This window comes from Piscibacillus salipiscarius JCM 13188 (assembly GCF_001311865.1).
In the GTDB taxonomy this organism is placed as follows: Bacteria; Bacillota; Bacilli; order Bacillales; family Alkalibacillaceae; genus Piscibacillus; species Piscibacillus salipiscarius.
Map to the genome: position 1 here is coordinate 92,119 of NZ_BBCD01000005.1, position 16,995 is coordinate 109,113.

General features: G+C 38.6%; 10 protein-coding genes and 7 pseudogenes. 8 read left to right on the forward strand and 9 right to left on the reverse strand.

Going from position 1 to position 16,995, the window contains the following annotated elements:
• Positions 1 to 9 precede the first annotated feature (9 nt).
• From ligA to pcrB, 3 genes and pseudogenes are all read right to left on the reverse strand, one after another.
• Positions 10 to 2,004, reverse strand: a pseudogene (ligA, locus tag JCM13188_RS05325) (NAD-dependent DNA ligase LigA).
• A 15-nt stretch (positions 2,005 to 2,019) separates the two neighbouring features.
• A pseudogene (gene pcrA, locus JCM13188_RS05330) lies at positions 2,020 to 4,223 on the reverse strand (DNA helicase PcrA).
• A gap of 46 nt (positions 4,224 to 4,269) precedes the next feature.
• Positions 4,270 to 4,965, reverse strand: coding sequence for a heptaprenylglyceryl phosphate synthase (gene pcrB, locus JCM13188_RS05335; RefSeq protein ID WP_054752703.1), 696 nt, complete (start codon positions 4,963 to 4,965; stop codon positions 4,270 to 4,272).
• A gap of 551 nt (positions 4,966 to 5,516) precedes the next feature.
• On the opposite strand from pcrB, the pseudogene JCM13188_RS05340 reads away from it, so the two are divergent.
• The 8 genes and pseudogenes from JCM13188_RS05340 to JCM13188_RS05375 all read left to right on the forward strand — a co-directional run bounded on the left by JCM13188_RS05340 (position 5,517) and on the right by JCM13188_RS05375 (position 12,070).
• Positions 5,517 to 6,896: pseudogene (locus JCM13188_RS05340) on the forward strand (glycine--tRNA ligase).
• Positions 6,897 to 7,115: 219 nt separating this feature from the next.
• A complete protein-coding gene (locus JCM13188_RS18060) occupies positions 7,116 to 7,337 on the forward strand; it encodes a fluoride efflux transporter FluC (RefSeq protein WP_279401437.1) in 222 nt (73 codons plus the stop codon).
• Positions 7,334 to 7,678 carry a fluoride efflux transporter FluC gene (locus JCM13188_RS05350; RefSeq protein WP_054752632.1) on the forward strand — a complete coding sequence of 115 codons (345 nt, stop codon included), beginning with the start codon at positions 7,334 to 7,336 and terminating at the stop codon, positions 7,676 to 7,678. The genes JCM13188_RS18060 and JCM13188_RS05350 overlap by 4 nt, the downstream gene beginning before the upstream one ends.
• A 207-nt stretch (positions 7,679 to 7,885) precedes the next feature.
• A pseudogene (locus JCM13188_RS05355) lies at positions 7,886 to 9,802 on the forward strand (heavy metal translocating P-type ATPase).
• Positions 9,803 to 9,993: 191 nt separating this feature from the next.
• On the forward strand, positions 9,994 to 10,803 hold the full coding sequence (locus JCM13188_RS05360; protein WP_054752633.1) for a nucleotidyltransferase domain-containing protein: 810 nt from the start codon (positions 9,994 to 9,996) through the stop codon (positions 10,801 to 10,803).
• Positions 10,804 to 10,981: 178 nt separating this feature from the next.
• Positions 10,982 to 11,463, forward strand: a pseudogene (locus JCM13188_RS05365) (DUF2975 domain-containing protein).
• Positions 11,464 to 11,474: 11 nt separating this feature from the next.
• Entirely contained in the window at positions 11,475 to 11,699 is a 225-nt protein-coding gene (locus JCM13188_RS05370; RefSeq protein WP_054752635.1) for a helix-turn-helix domain-containing protein, read from the forward strand.
• A gap of 11 nt (positions 11,700 to 11,710) precedes the next feature.
• The gene (locus tag JCM13188_RS05375; RefSeq protein WP_054752637.1) at positions 11,711 to 12,070 is read left to right on the forward strand and encodes a hypothetical protein; all 360 of its coding nucleotides are present in this window, start codon (positions 11,711 to 11,713) and stop codon (positions 12,068 to 12,070) included.
• A gap of 38 nt (positions 12,071 to 12,108) precedes the next feature.
• Here JCM13188_RS05375 and JCM13188_RS05380 read toward each other — a convergent pair.
• From JCM13188_RS05380 to JCM13188_RS05400, 6 genes and pseudogenes are all read right to left on the reverse strand, one after another.
• Positions 12,109 to 12,981 (reverse strand): annotated as a pseudogene (locus JCM13188_RS05380) (DUF2254 domain-containing protein).
• Between the two features lie 17 nt (positions 12,982 to 12,998).
• Positions 12,999 to 13,421: a DUF2254 family protein gene (locus JCM13188_RS18065; RefSeq protein WP_279401427.1), complete on the reverse strand. Its 423-nt coding sequence runs from the start codon at positions 13,419 to 13,421 to the stop codon at positions 12,999 to 13,001.
• Positions 13,422 to 13,783: 362 nt separating this feature from the next.
• Positions 13,784 to 14,095 carry a YerC/YecD family TrpR-related protein gene (locus tag JCM13188_RS05385; protein ID WP_054752639.1) on the reverse strand — a complete coding sequence of 104 codons (312 nt, stop codon included), beginning with the start codon at positions 14,093 to 14,095 and terminating at the stop codon, positions 13,784 to 13,786.
• Between the two features lie 16 nt (positions 14,096 to 14,111).
• Positions 14,112 to 14,887 (reverse strand): annotated as a pseudogene (locus JCM13188_RS05390) (DUF3048 domain-containing protein).
• Positions 14,877 to 15,176: a hypothetical protein gene (locus JCM13188_RS05395; protein ID WP_054752642.1), complete on the reverse strand. Its 300-nt coding sequence runs from the start codon at positions 15,174 to 15,176 to the stop codon at positions 14,877 to 14,879. Before JCM13188_RS05395 ends, JCM13188_RS05390 begins: the two are co-directional and overlap by 11 nt.
• 35 nt (positions 15,177 to 15,211) lie before the next feature.
• On the reverse strand, positions 15,212 to 16,957 hold the full coding sequence (locus tag JCM13188_RS05400; RefSeq protein WP_054752644.1) for an adenine deaminase C-terminal domain-containing protein: 1,746 nt from the start codon (positions 16,955 to 16,957) through the stop codon (positions 15,212 to 15,214).
• Positions 16,958 to 16,995 lie beyond the last annotated feature (38 nt).

Genomic DNA, 16,995 nt, shown 5'->3' on the forward strand with positions numbered 1-16,995 from the left:
TTCCACTCCCTATGCATCGAGTGCATCCATCAGTTGTTGCTCATTCCACACTTCAACGTCTAGCTTTTTCGCTTTATCTAATTTAGAACCTGCATCTTCCCCGGCAATTAAAAGGTCTGTCTTCTTACTGACACTTCCTGTTACATTACCACCTAAAGCTTCAATACGCTCTTTCACTTCTCCTCGAGTCAGCTGCTCAAGCTTTCCAGTTAAGACGACTGTTTTTTCGTAAAAGATTGAGTCCGTACTGACGTCCACTGTTCCACCTAAATATTCCATATTTAGTCCTAAGTTCCTCAGTTCGTTTATAAGCTCTTGAACTTGAGGTTTATCGAAGTACGTCGCAATTGATTCTGCCATTTTTGAACCGATTTCTGGTACTTCCTCAAGGTCCTCAGCAGATGCATCTATGAGCTGGTCCATTGATTTAAACTGAGAGGCTAATGTGTCGGCCGCTTTACTACCTACGTAGCGAATACCTAAGCCAAACAATAAGCGCTCCAGTGAATTTTCTTTTGAAGCTTCAATGGCAGTTAGTAAATTCGATACCGATTTTTCACCCATTCGTTCAAGCTCTAATAGATCGTCTCGGTTTAATTTATATAAATCCGCAATGGTATGAATTAAGTCATTATCAAAAAGCTGTTCAATCACTTTCTCACCCAAACCATCAATGTTCATCGCATTACGCGAAACAAAATGGATCAGCTTCCTTGAGCTGAGCTTCACAGTTCGGGTTTAAACATCTATAGGCAACTTCGTCGTCGACTTTTTCGATTTTACTTCCGCAAACCGGGCAATTCTCAGGCATTCTGAAAACTTTCTCATCCCCTGTACGTTCGTCTTCAACGACACGCACGACTTCTGGAATGATGTCACCTGCTTTTTAATGACCACAGTATCTCCAATACGAATATCCTTCTCGATAATCAAGTCTTCGTTATGTAACGAGGCACGAGATATTGTTGTACCAGCCACTTGTACGGGTTCTAGAATTGCTGTAGGTGTAATGGCACCTGTCCTGCCAACGCTTAGTTCGATATCATGAAGTTTTGTTACGGCCTCTTCAGCCGGAAATTTATAAGCGATTGCCCAACGCGGACTTTTCGCGGTAAAGCCTAGCTCTTCTTGCTGATCAATTGAATCAACCTTAATCACGATGCCATCAATTTCATAATCAAGTTCACTACGTTTTAACGTCCACTCTTCCGTATACTTAATCACATCTTCAATATCTTCAAATGTACGCGTCTCTGGATTCGTTTTAAACCCTAGCTTGTTTAAGTATTCTAATCGTTCACTATGGCTTCCTATTGAACCTGCTTCCCATTTGCCGACACTATAGACGAACATACTTAAGTTACGCTTAGCCGCAATTTTAGGATCTAACTGCCGTAAAGACCCTGCAGCTGCATTTCTAGGGTTCGCAAAAACTTCAAGTCCCTCTTGTTCTCTGGCTTCATTTAAAGCGAGAAACGACCTCTTAGGCATGTAAGCTTCCCCGCGAACTTCTATCGTTTCTTCTTCTTTTATTTTTAGAGGAATACTTTTAATCGTTTTTAAGTTATTCGTAATATCTTCGCCTGTTTTCCCATCGCCACGGGTTGCCCCTCTAACAAATTTCCCGTTTTCGTACGTTAATGAAATAGCTAGACCATCAATTTTCAGCTCACATACATAGCGATAGTTATTGACCTGCTCACGTATGCGCCTGTCAAAATCACGCAAATCATCTTCACCAAAGGCATTACCTAGACTGAGCATCGGCACCTCATGGTCAACCTTTACAAATTTATCTAACGGCTCACCACCAACTCGCTGGCTTGGAGAATCTTCCGTTAAAAGATCAGGGAACTGTTCTTCAAGTCCAATTAACTCATGAAGCTTCTCATCATAAATATGATCGGGTACAGTTGGGTTATCTAATACGTGATACTCATAGTTATATTGATTAAGTTCATCTTTAAGATACTCAATTTTCTTCGCAGCTTCTTCACGGTTCATGAATGGCCACCTCTTTTATTCAATTTTATTAACCGGAGCAAAATTAGCTAACAAACGCTTCACGCCAACTGGAGATGGAAATGCGATATCTAATTCTTGGTTATCACCATCACCAACAACCTTGACGATCGTACCGACTCCCCACTTTTTTATGCTCAACTTTATCTCCAGGATTCCAGTTTTGTGGGGTGGTTGGAGCTGGGTTAATTTTCTTTGCGTAACGTTTTGGTTTCGGTTGTTCTGACCTTGACGATAGCTGGTTCATAGCCTGTTCTAAACTTCCACCAGATTCAAACGCATATTACTTAGCGTGCCTTCTCGTTCTATAAGCTCAGATGGAATTTCATCTATAAAACGACTAGGCTGATTACTTTGCCTGCGTCCAAAGAACGTACGTGATGATGCATAGGTGATATATAATAACTGCTCAGCACGAGTAATACCTACATAAGCTAAACGACGCTCTTCTTCCATCTCCTCTTCATCAAATAGTGAACGACTGTGAGGAAAAATATTCTCTTCTAGCCCAATTAAGAAAACAATTGGAAACTCTAGCCCTTTAGCTGAGTGTAGCGTCATAAGCGTCACTTTATTATCTGTTTCATCATCTGCTTGATCTAAATCAGATACTAATGCTAAATCTGTTAAAAACGCAATTAATGACTGGTCTTCCTCATTTGTTTCTTCGAACTGTTTAGTAACGGTTTTAAATTCATCTAAGTTTTCTAAACGGCCCTGAGCCTCTAGAGACTTATCCTTTTTCAGCTCCTCTTCATAGCCTGAGCGCGTTAACACTTCTTGCACTAAATCTGTGACCGTTAAAAACTCTTGTTGCTTGCGCCACTGTTCAATTAGCTGTCTAAAGTGATGAAGCTGATTGACTGCCTTTTTTGATATACCGGCAAAATCTGAATCTCGAATAGCATCATATAACGATTGATCAGTCATTTCAGCATGTACTTGTAGTTTTTCAATTGAAGACTTACCAATCCCTCGTTTAGGTACATTAACCACTCTTAAAAAGCTGATATCATCATGGGGGTTTGCGATTAGTCTCAAATATGCAAGTAGATCCTTAATTTCCTTACGGTCATAGAATTTCGTCCCGCCAATGATTTGATACGGAATGTTTGATTTCATCAAAACATCCTCCATCGCACGTGACTGTGCATTCGTACGATACAGAATAGCGAAATCACGATAATCCCTTTTACCTTCATCTAAAATTTCTTGGATTTGATCTATGACATAACGAGCCTCCTGACGCTCATCATACGCTTCATAAAGTCTGATTTGTGTCCCATCAGGGTTGTCCGTCCATAATTCTTTAGGTTTTCTTGACGTATTGTGTTCAATCACAGTATTTGCTGCACCTAAAATCGTTTTGTTGAACGATAGTTTTGTTCAAGTAAAATCACCTTCGCATTCGGGTAATCCTCTTCAAACGATAAAATATTATAAATATCCGCCCCGCGCCATTTATAAATCGACTGATCGGAATCACCAACAACGCATAAGTTTTTAAATCGAGAAGCCAATAGTTTAACAAGTTGATACTGCGCTCTGTTCGTATCTTGATACTCATCGACATGTATGTACTGGAAACGGTTTTGATAAAACTTAAGAGTCTCTGGCACACGATCAAATAAATGAAACGTCTCCATAATTAAACCATCAAAATCAAGCGCCTGATTCTTCCTTAAAATAGCTTGATACGTTTCATATAGTTGTGCAATGACTTCTTCGTAATAGTTATTAGCCTCATTTTTCATTACTTGAGGTGTTTTAAGCTGATTTTTGGCAGCACTAATCGCAAATAAAACAGCTTTAGGATTATACTGCTTAGAATCAACATTATTCATACGTAATGACTCTTTCACGGCCTGAAGCTGATCAGTCATGTCATAAATAGCAAAGTTACGGTCAATGCCGATTCTGTCTCCATCACGGCGCAAGATCCTAACGCAAAGCGAGTGGAAGGTGGACATGATAATATTTTTTGCTTCATCACCAACTAAACGTTCCACACGATCCTTCATCTCACGAGCTGCCTTGTTCGTAAACGTAATGGCCAAAATGTTGTATGGATTTACATCTTTTTCAGCTAATAAATATGCAATGCGATGTGTAAGAACACGTGTTTTACCACTACCAGCACCTGCCATGATTAGTAATGGCCCTTCTGTATGTTGCACCGCTTCTTGTTGCGGTTTGTTCATGCCACTTAAAATTTCATTGGCTGTTAAACTCAACTTTGACCCACCTTTATTTCGAATTCACTTTCTTAACAGCATGTACCGTCCGGAGTGCTGCTTTGATATCTTCATAAATGACGTTACCGACAACCACAATATCTGACCGTTCCGCCATTTCAGTTGCTTGTTGCTTCGTTTGAATACCGCCACCATAGATTAACACAGCATTATCCAAAGCTTCATGAACGTTTTGGACTAAATCTGGATTGCCATAAGTCCCGCTATATTCTAAGTAGACGAATGGAAGCCGCATGAGTTTCTCAGCAGTTTGAGCATATGCCACGACGTCATCATCATCTAATGGAATTGAATTGGTGTACCTATAAGCTTTTGAATTAGAATTGAGCATAATATAGCCCTCTGTTAATAATTCTTCCCATTCGATAAACTCGCCATAAGTTTTAACCGCTTCTTGGTGCAGTCCAATAATCCATTTACGATCTTCACTGTTCAGCACCATTGGGATAAAATAAAAATCAAATCCAGGAGTTACCGACTCAATATTGGATACTTCTAAAATACACGGAACAGTATACCGTCTAACTCTAGCTAGCATATTGATGACATCATCTAGCGTCACATCATCCGTTCCGCCGACTATGATGGCATCCGTTCCCGACTCGCAAATCGCTTCTAAATCTTCATCTGATATTTCCTTGTTTGGATCAAGTTTAAATATATGTCTCCACGTGCTAAAGTCTTCGATCACGATTTCATTCCTCCAACTGACTACTTCACCTTCTCATTATATCAGAAATTAAAGCTCAATTTGAGGGTTTCATATAGTGTTAATATTTTGTTTATAAAAGTTGAGAAGCGTGGTACAATATGCTAATATAAGATATCAATTACATAAAACGTTGAAGGGTTAATAGTAGCTAAGCTCGATGCTCATAGCGATTCAGGGATGGTGAGAGCCTGAAAGTATAGTTTAGTGAAAAGGCAACCTGGAGTTTTCGTTCTGAAAGAGGGCATGCTTGGCATGTCAATCAGGGTGGAACCGCGGGAGATACACTCTCGTCCCTGGGCTGGTTAAGCCCATGTGGACGGGAGTTTTTTAGTTTATAAGCATTATTGGTTCTATAACAATGGTGCGTTGTAAGTGAAGCGAAAGGCGGCGACTCCTAGAGGATTAGCGCGAGGCGAAATCACGCGAAACGAACGATGTGAGTTTCGTGAAGTTAAGACCGCGCCCTCAGGAAAGCGTCCGCCTGTAGCGAAACAAAATGATATCACTTAAAAGGGAGGCCAATTACAATGGCAAAAGATATGGAACAATTAGTCAATCACGCTAAACATCGTGGATTTGTTTTTCAAGGCTCTGAAATCTACGGAGGCCTAGCCAACACTTGGGATTACGGCCCATTAGGTGTCGAAGTCAAGAAAAACTTAAAAGACGCATGGTGGAAAAAATTCGTCCAGCAGTCACCTTACAATGTCGGATTAGATGCTGCTATTTTAATGAACCCAAAGACTTGGGAAGCATCAGGTCACTTAGGTAACTTTAACGACCCTATGATTGACTGTAAAGACTGTAAATCACGCCACCGCGCTGACCACCTCATCGAAAACCACTTTGAAGCGAAAGGTGAAGAACGTGTAGTCGATGGGTTACCTTTGACGAGTTAGAAAAAATTATTAAGAAAGAAGGCATAACGTGCCCGAACTGTGGTTCAAGCAACTTTACGGATATCCGTCAGTTCAACTTAATGTTTAAAACTCATCAAGGTGTCACAGAGGATTCTTCAGATGAAATTTATATGCGTCCTGAAACAGCGCAAGGTATTTTTGTTAACTTTAAGAACGTTCAACGTTCGATGCGTAAAAAACTGCCTTTCGGTATCGCACAAATCGGCAAAAGTTTCCGTAACGAAATCACGCCAGGTAACTTCATTTTCCGTACACGTGAATTCGAACAATGGAGATGGAATTCTTCTGTAAACCAGGTGAAGAGATGGAGTGGTATAACTACTGGTTAGACTTCTGCCACAACTGGTTAACAGATTTAGGGTTAGATAATGACAGAATCCGCCGTCGCGAACACGATTCTGAAGAGCTATCTCATTATAGTAATGCGACAACTGATTTAGAGTATCAGTTCCCATTCGGTTGGGGTGAGTTATGGGGAATCGCCTCTCGCACAGATTACGACTTAAGCAAGCATGCTGAACACTCAGGTGAAGATATGCAATACATCGATCAGCAAACAAATGAGCGCTATGTACCCTATGTCATTGAACCCGCATTAGGCGCAGACCGCCTTGCATTAGCTTTCTTAGCAGATGCATATGTGGAAGAAGAACTTGAAGATGGCACATCTCGTACGGTAATGAAGTTCCATCCAGCCGTTGCACCATTAAAGCATCAGTCTTTCCTTTATCTAAAAAGCTAAGCGAAGAGGCTCAAGAAGTATTCGCTGATCTATCTCAAGACTTCATGGTCGATTATGATGAGTCAGGATCAATCGGTAAACGTTACCGACGTCACGACGAAATCGGAACGCCATTTTGTATTACGTATGACTTTGATTCAAAAGAAGACGGCCAAGTCACCGTACGCGACCGTGACACGATGGAACAGAAGCGTATGCCAATATCTGAACTAAAAACTTTCTTACAAGACAAAGTGAAATACTAAACTTCAAAGCCTCTACATCAAGTAGGGGCTTTAAGTATACGGAGGAATCATGATGAAAGCACGTCTATCGGATTGGCTGTGGGTAGGCTTAGGTGGTGCTACAGGGACACTAGCTAGAGGAGGCATCGCTGAATTTTTTAGCTTTTCCTCTTTCCCAACAGGCACCTTAATCGTCAATCTAGTCGGAAGTTTACTATTAGGAGGTTTTACGGCCTACTTATTTTTCAGAAAAATAACACGCTTCATTTATTATTTGGCGTCGGGTTTTGTGGTTCTTTTACAACCATGTCGATGTTCGCTGCCGATGCCACTATATTGTTATCAACGTCGGCCTTTCAATTTTTAGCATATGTTCTAGCTTCAGTAATTGGTGGTATTTTATTAGCCATGCTCGGCTTTTGGATTATTAAAAACATATACGAAAGGGGCCAAGCAGCATGAACCTATTGATTCTGGCCCTAGGCGGCGCACTTGGAGCCATTAGCCGTTTTGAAGTCGTCAACTTGTTCGAGAAAAAGCACCCCTTCCCTTTTTCGACACTTGTTATTAACCTAATTGGCTCAGCACTTCTCGGCATTGTAATGGCCATTTTCATAGAAACTCAATATGTTTATACATTTTTCGCAGTTGGCTTTCTAGGTGCGTTTACAACCTTTTCAACCTTTTGCGTTGAGTCCATGAAGCTCATTCAAGAACAACAATGGATCACCTTCATATTATATCTCACCACTACTATTCTAGGCTCAATCCTATCCTTCACCCTTACATTTTTCCTATTTTAAGCAAAACACTTACCACCCAGGGTGAAGTGTGTTATTATTTATTTATAATAATTATAAAGTAATAATTTTTTATAAAAAAGTGTTCACCTGCATGCTTTTTGATTTAGCTACAGGTTTTAACGATTTGCCTGCGAGTTAATTGAAATTACCTGTAAGTTTTCCGAAATTAGCTACAAGTCATTATCTGCAAGTTTCAAACACTTACACATGAATTGGGAGGGGAATGTGATGGAATTATCCAATACTTATAAACAACCGTTTTTGGAGAAATTGTCGATTCACAGAGAACTTATTTTTGCTATTGTTGGTGGACTTTTACTATTACTTGCTTACTTAAGTGAAATAAATCAAGCAAATGGCGTTTGGGTAGCGATGCTTTATGTTCTGGCCTACATAATAGGCGGATACTATAAAGCAAAAGAAGGAATTGAAGATCTCATTTATGATAAAAGCTTAAACGTTGAGATTTTAATGATTATTGCAGCTGTCGGGGCTGCATCAATTGGCTACTGGCATGAAGGTGCTATCCTGATTTTCATCTTTTCATTAAGTGGAGCACTGGAAACTTACTCTCTACAAAAAAGTGAAAAAGATCTATCCAAACTTATTAAACTAGCACCAGAAGAAGCAAACCTAATAACCGAGCATGATACAGTCACTCCAGTCAGGGTTAGTCAGCTTGAAATAGGAGATAGAATTCTAATTAGAATGGTGAGCGTGTCCCTGCAGATGGAAAAATTATGAGCGGGATTACATCCATTGATGAGTCTACAATTACAGGTGAATCGATGCCTGTCAATAAGACGTTGGGGATGAAGTGTTTAACGGGACAATGAATGGAAGTGGTTCAATTGTTGTTGAAGTGACCAAAAGGATGAAGATTCGCTATTTCAAAAGATGATTCGTCTTGTTGAAGAAGCTAAAGGAAATCGCCCTCCCTCCCAACAGTTGATAGAAAAATTGAAGGCCCGTATGTTATTACTGTATTAGTCGTCGTATCACTCATGCTCGTCATACCACCCTTCGCTTTTGACTGGAGTTTTGACCAACCTTTTACCGAGCCATGGTGTTACTAGTAGTTGCATCACCTTGTGCAGTCGTCGCCTCCATCATGCCTGCATTATTATCTGCAATCAGTTCAGGAGCAAGAAATGGTGTTTTAATGAAAGGTGGCACCTACTTAGAAAAGCTATCTAAAGTTAAAGCTGTTGCTTTTGATAAAACAGGAACAATTACAAAAGGCGAGCCAGAGGTTACGGACTTTGAAACTGTAATAGATGACGAAAATATTTTACAAAACATCCTAGCGATTGAAAAACAGTCGAGTCACCCATTAGCACGTGCGATTGTCTCGTTTGCTGAAACTCGTGGCAGTACTAGGCAAGTGTCTGTACAGTCAACTGAAGACATACCTGGACAGGGAGTTAGAGCAGTGATTGGTGACAATGTATGGATGCTCGGAAACGAACGACTTATTGAGAAGGTGGAGGTTTTTCCAGATTTATTACGTAAAAAACGTGAATTACTTCAAAGCGAAGGGAAAACTGTTGTCTATGTGGCTAAAGATGATAAGTTGGTTGCTGTGATTGGCGTCAAAGACCAGATTAGACCAGAAGCCAAGGCGCTCATTCAATTTTTAAATCAACAAGGTGTTAAACAATCATGATCACCGGTGATCATGAACAGACTGCCGCTTCAATTGGTCATGAAGCCGGCTTGAAAGAATGGATTTCGGAATGTTTACCAGAGGAGAAGGTTTTACAAATTGAAAAACTTAGAGAAGCTTACGGGTCTGTCGCCATGGTCGGCGATGGTGTGAATGATGCACCGGCTATGGCGAAAGCCGATATTGGAATCGCAATGGGCAATGGAACAGACGTCGCCATTGAAACATCGGACTTAGTCTTGATGAACAGCGAACTACACAAAATTGAACGCTCTTACAAACTATCAACAAAACTGAACCGAATCATTAAACAAAATCTCGTCTTCTCAATTGCTGTTATTATTCTATTAATCACAGCTAACTTTGCTCAAAGCTTAACACTTCCATTAGGCGTCATCGGCCATGAAGGTAGTACAATTCTCGTGATCTTGAATGGTCTTCGACTATTAAGAGGGTAATAGGTAAGGAACCTCGCGCGCGAGGTTCCTTTTTATATGAGATCTGACACGGGTATCAACGAGTTTATTAAGGATAACCTTTTAAAGAATAACATAAAGTTTAAAAGTAACTAACAAATAGTTTACTCAGTAAATACTCGTTTAGATGCATTTTTTAATGATATAATTAGTGAAATGCTAGGAGAAGGGCGATGGTTAAAATAAAACGTTTAAAAGCCGGTTATGGTCTAGATGATCATGGTTATATAGTCAGTGATGTTAGCAAAGACAAAATTGGTGATATCTATGCTTCTTGCATACAAGATTCTATCGTGAGCCTCAAGAGTTCATTCCGCCAACACTTGCACAGTGTTTATGTGTACGGTAGTGTAGCAAGAGGTGAAGCCATCGTAAAAAAGTCAGATTTAGATCTTATTGCCATGTTCAATTCTAAACTGAGTTCTGATCAATTAGGTGAGTTAAAGAAACTTGCTGGGATATTGTCTGAAAAGTATCGTTCTTTAGTTCGTGATGTTGGTATAGCTGTAGCAGATTACGACTACATAGTTGACCCTACTAATTATTATGAAAATGCATTCCTTAAGGAACTCTGTGTTTGTGTGTATGGTGAGGATTTAGGAGAACGGTTTGATCCATATAAACTTACACCAGAAATTGCCATCCGTTTTAATGGTGATATTAATGATGTTCTAAACAGGACACTTAATAGATTAGAAACAGCTTCTAAGAAAGACTTTAAAACATTTACACAAAACTTCGCTCGTAAACTCATTCGAACATACTACACAATGGTGATGGTACGTTCTCAAATTTGGACGACACGACTTGACGAACAGTCCAAAGTCTTTCTTATTTACTTTCCAGAAAAAGAACCGATCATTCGCACCCTGCTCGACTGGATAGATAATCCGCCGAAGGATCAAAAGGTTGTCATTGAGTTGTTTAAAAATGAAGGAGAATGGGCTGGTGCAAACTTTACAAATGAAGCCCAAATTCATTAATAAATCCAAAGTATTTTAAAAATAAATAACATACATAAGCTTGGGTCTTACCCAAGTTTTTGTGTTTGATTAAGTCAATAAATTAATAGTAATTTCGTAATTTTATTCAATAACTTTTATTGATAAACGATAAAAAACATACTATAATGAACCTACAACAAAATGTGAGGTGTGTGTGATGAAAAATGGTTCAACGCTTTTCTTACGTTTAGCTGTCATCCTACTTGGTCTTCCAGTTTTAGCTTTGTGTATCTTTTTAGTTCCTAATATTGGAGACTTCGCAGCTGAACTATACCCTGAAATGGAATTTATAAAATATCTTGTCATTGTGTTCTTTTATGTGACGGCCATACCTTTTATTATGCTTTATACCAAGCTTTTAAACTGTTAAACTTTATTGATCAGAATCTTGCTTTTTCTGAGTTATCTGTCCACGCTTTAAAAACGATTAAGTTAAGTGCTGTCACTCTTGGGACCTTGTATATATTCGGAATGCCTTTATTTTATTTAGTAGCTGAACGGGATGACGCACCTGGAATAATTTTAATTGGTATGATTATTATAGCTGCGTCAATAGTTGTTGCAGTTTTTGCGGCTGTTCTACAAAAGTTGTTACAACAGGCAATTAATTATAAAAAAGAAAATGAATTAACGGTCTGAGGTGAATACACATGGCGATTATCATAAACGTTGATGTCATGCTGGCTAAAAGGAAAATGAGTGTAACCGAACTGTCTGAAAGAGTTGGAATCACGATGGCTAACCTTTCTATATTAAAAAATGGCAAAGCAAAAGCCATTCGTTTCTCAACTTTAGAAGCAATTTGTAAGGCATTAGATTGCCAGCCTGGGGATATATTGGAATATCGTGAAGATGAAGAAACTCCGGACCAGTAGGAATGAGCGTTATGGGGATTACATTAATTTTGTTAAGTCTGTTTGTCTTATTGTTTTTAATCATGATTGGATTACCGATTTATTCATTTATAAAATACGGTAAAGGCGCATCACCTAATAAATGGACCTTATTCGCATTTAGTTTAATCCTTTTGCACTGGACCTTATTCTTATCAGGCTTTTATACTTTACTTCCTTATCATGTCACAGATGTAATATTCCTTCCATTATGGATAGGGTTATCTGTAATAGGTGCTACAGTAGCATTGTTCGAACTAAGAAATAACATGTCCTTTGCTATTCCATTAGGTGGACTATCATTCATAAGCTTTGCTTTCTCTATATTCATACACGGGATTACTCGGATGTAAAAAAGTCAGATAACCAAAACGTTATCTGACTTTTTTGTTTACCTAAGTTGAATTTCTTCATCGCAGGCCGCACCTAACTTCTGGACTTGATGATTAAAATGATTAAAATCTAGCTCATCCATATTTTCAACATCTACTGCCTTAATCATATACTTTCCAAACCGCCAAACATCATGTTTAATTCGATCTCCATGGACATGAGCCATCTTATAAAGAACTTCAATCACACTATTCATCACTGAAATATCGTGATATCCGTACAGTCGAATTTGATAGAAGCTTTTATACAGATACTCTTCAAAAGTCAATGGATCTACTATGATTCTTAGATTTTCATCATCATCTGCGAAATACCGAATAGGTTCATATACAGACCCTAGTTCGATAAGCAATGACCCAATGCGGTTAATACAGTTAGTTGCCGTATGCGGATCATTTAAACTTGGGGATATAGCCCGTACAGCAATCTCGACCAGCTTTTGAATGGAAAACTCGACGTCTTGAGTATCTGCTCTTTAATTACCCACCAAGACATACTCCAGACATTCATGTAAATTAGATATTTCATTTTCTCCTTGGTCCCAATAGTAAAATAAATCCATTCCCTTTTGAATATATTCTCCGACAAAAAAGTTTGCCTCAAGGACTACATTGTTCTGCTGTGCCCAATCGATTAATGGTTTAAATTGGATGCTTTGTACGTAGCCTGATTTCTTTGCTTTGATTACTTCTGATGACTCTTTCTCTAATTGATTTAAATCTGATTCGTTCCAATCACAATATTCATGATACTCTTTCTCCTGAAAAGTCCTTTGAATGAGTTTTGAAGTATCTGAACGTATAGAACCAATTAAATTATTCACCTTCAAAAATCGTGATGAGTGGTGAATGAATAGTAAAAAGAATGCCAAACAAATGATGGATACAACTATTGCAAAAATGGACTGAACAAAGCAGAGCTTGGGTCTTTACCTACTAAAAATAAGTTCACAAGAGAAAAGATAAACCCAAATGAGAAAACTCCTAAAACGTGCTGAGTCACCCTGCTTTTCATAAAATCTTGTAAAGTTCGCGGTGAAAATTGCGTGCTATACGTAGACAACACGACCATAATAGTAGAGAAGCTAATCGTTGTCATGGTTAGAATAGCTGTAACCATTGATCCATAAATCGTCTGAGTAACTGATTTTTCGGTTAAAAAGATCGTTGGAATATCGTTTTTTATGGCTGATAAAACCCATTGATCCATTAGACTGATAATTGCTACAGCTAATAACGATAAAATGCTATATATGGCTGGTAGAAACCAGAAACTGTCCCTTACATTAATCCATAACTTGCCTTTATTCATTTTAGTCCTTCTTTCTTAACTTTGACATAGTTGATTTATTCCCTACACGAAGCCATTTTAAAAGTGAAATTTTTTTCCTATTTAGTTGTTAAATGAATTTTGTCTAGTATTTCAAAAATCTTCTAGTAAATTTCGAACTTTGTCTAGTAAATTCACGGTTTTGTCTAGTAAAACTTTAAAATTGTCTAGTAAATTCGCTGTTTTGTTTAGTAAAAGCGCTGAATTGTCTAGTATACCGAAAAATTGTCTAGTAAAATTCCCTTATAAAATGCTGGTGGCGAAAGTTCACCGGCGCTAGATCTAACTCAATAGATCAGGATAAAAAAAGCTTTTGCGTTTATACCGCAAAAGCTTTTCTACTCTTATTTATTATCTTCATCATCTTTACTATATATACGATCAAGTACTAATTCATAAGCATCGTTGCCATAATTCAAGCAGCGTTTAACACGTGAAATCGTTGCCGTTGAAGCGCTTGTTTCATCCTCGATTCGGTGATACGTATGACCTTCACGTAGCATGCGAGCAACATCAAGGCGCTGAGCTAACGCTTGAATTTCATTAACAGTTGCTACGTCGTCAAAGAACCGATAGCACTCCTCAACATCTTTTAGAGTTAATATTGCTTCAAATAACTGGTCTAATTCACGTCCGCGTAATTTATCAATTTGCATGATGTGTTCCTCCTTATTATTCGTAGGTTACGCCTTTGTCTAAACCAGGAGATTTTGGTATGACATTAATCCATGTCTTACCGGGTGCAAGTTTTGCAACTTCTCCATCTATAAATGGTTTCATCAAACCATCAACATTTTTCCATTTAATCTTTTTAATCTTACCTTTTGGATTAGATAGCCGTCGCCACCCGACTCACGATCAATAAATCGTCTCCCTACATTGTCAATAATCTCATGTTCGGTTTCATAAACTAAAATATTCGAAACTTCAACAGCTTCTTCTGTGTTTAGATCAGTCGACTTTATTCCATCACTATAACGCGTATAGCGCTCTGTTGAAGGATCATAAACATATGATACTTTTAGATTATCAAAATAACGAATCTTAACTTCTTTTGCAGCTTTACCATCAACTAGTTCTTCGTCAGATAAAAAGTCCCAAGCTTCATGTTTTTTCTCAGTTTCAATATTGTTTCGCGAAGCTACTTCATACACATTTGGCAGCATAACATAAGAATTGTGAGGAGCTTGTCTAAAAGATTCACGCTTAAATAAGAACTGATCATTATCGTAATAGGCTCCATTAATATTATCGACAACACCTGCTCTTAAGTCTTTTTCAATGAAATTAGCAGCACCATGATAGACGTAAATCGCTTCATGTGCATCGGCTGTTTCATAGTAATATTCACGTGCACTTCTGACAGGTCCGACTACATCTGGAATCTCACTTTGGTAAATCGCCAAAAACCTTGAAATAGGTCCTTCCGCTAAAAACTCATATACCATATCTGCTTTCACTAGGCCTGTTTTGTGGTCTCGCCTTATTATGGTTATTCACCATAACACCTATAGCTCGGTTCGTCGGCTCTTCTTCAGCTGGTAGTCCCGTTAATGGATAAATAAATTCCGGTTCATCTTTTTCTGGGTCAGTTTCCTCAGCTTCTTCTTGCTCAGTTGGTTCTTCGGTTTGTTCTTCTACAGGTTCTTCTTCAACTGGTTCCTGGCTTTCTTTATCAGAACAGGCTACCAAAAAGCCGAATAAAGCTATTAATAATATTATCACAAACTTTCTCATATTCCACATCCCCTAGACTTTAGTCTTTTTCTATTTTAACGCATGATTGCTGGAAAGAGTATGTCTTTTTTCAAGACATCCATAATTCCGACTGGCGTAATACGAATATACGGTAAATGTGTTGAGGATAAAAACAGCAACGTATAAACTGGATCGCTGTGTGCATACCCAAAATCTTGCAAAATCTTCTTTAATTCTGTCTCTTGTTTAATGAGTTCTTCCATTGGGGCGTCCGTCATGACTCCTTTTATTTCAAGAGGCATCTCGAAAATAATTTCACCTTCATGAGCCAGCACGATTCCACCACCCAATTCTTGCATACGATCAAAAGCTAATTTCATATCTCGTTTACTTTTTCCAATTAGAATGATATCACCCGTGTTTGAATAGGAACTAACTAGTCCACCTAATTGGTTAGTAAAACCTTTCAAAAACGTCGAAACGCGCCACTCGCCATCTCGGTCCATTAACATCACATAAGCTTCGTTTTTAGACCTAGCTAACATGTTTTGATCCGCTTCAGATTTGATTGGATAAGGTTTCATGATGACGTCATTAACCATTTCCATACCAATCGGCATTGAGAAACGTAGTTCATCAGAGTCTAGCGTCCAGTCTAATGACATCTTAGTTAGAGTGAATTGTTCCCAATCAATGGATGGCAGTTGATTAATCGTTTTTCCATCTTTCAAAGCCCATTCGCCTTTTGCCAGAACCGAAACAGGGGTTGGTTGATCTTTATCTGTTAGGAAATTAATATGTGCTACGCGCCCTGGTGCAATGCTACCTAAGCGGTGCTCTAGCGAGAAGTACCTTGCCGGGTTTAGCGACGCCATCGCGTATGCTTCTTCAACAGGAACTCCCTCTTCTATAGCAATTTCAATACACTTATTAATAATTCCTTCTTCATAAAATGAAGGAGTCGACCCGTCTGTTGTATATAAGACCTGCTCCCACACGTTTAAGTTTAAATCTTTTAAATCCTGTAGAATGTTTCGTAAATCGGGTCTAATGGAACTGTTACGAATTGCTGCATAGTAACCTAGTTCTAATCGGCGATATAATTCTTCACCTGAGATGGACTCGTGATCCCCGTCAGCCCCTAATAATTTCATTTTCGTTAACGTTTTCTTAGACGCGCCTGGAAAATGCCCTTCTACAGCTTTTCTTAAACGCTTTGTCTCCTGCATCCAATACAAACCTCGTTCATCTTCATGCAATATATCAGGCCAGTTCGTAAGCTCGCCTCCTTGAATGACGGCTTCGTGATTTAGCCAATTTAAGACTTCTTCATCATCTAGAAACTCTGACTCATCACGTAGCTCAGATTGTGAACTAAAACGTGACCACCAGAACATTGAAACAGGCAAGTTCTGCATTTCATCTAATAAAGAAAACGCTTTCTTTTGATTTAATAATAAAAGCCACATTAGATTATCATTCACTAAAGTGGTTGTTCCTGTTTTAAGTGCATATTCAGCTAAGGAATGGGGATTATATAACTGAAATGGGTGAGCATGTGGTTCAACGTAGCCTGGAACTAAATATTGTTCTTGACAATCAACAATCTCTGTTGATTGCGACGTCCGTTCAGGCATATCATCGCCTACATAAACAATGCGATCTTCATAGATCCAAATATTTGCCGTTAACCATTTCTTTAAGTAGACGTTTAAGTAGGTTGCTTGTTTCAAAATTTTTGTAGGTGCGAGATGGCCGTCAATGACAGCTACATGTTCTCGTAGTTGCTTATTACGCCATCTATATAAATGTTCATTCATTAAAATCCCCCGTTTCAAAACTATCTATAGTCAAATTT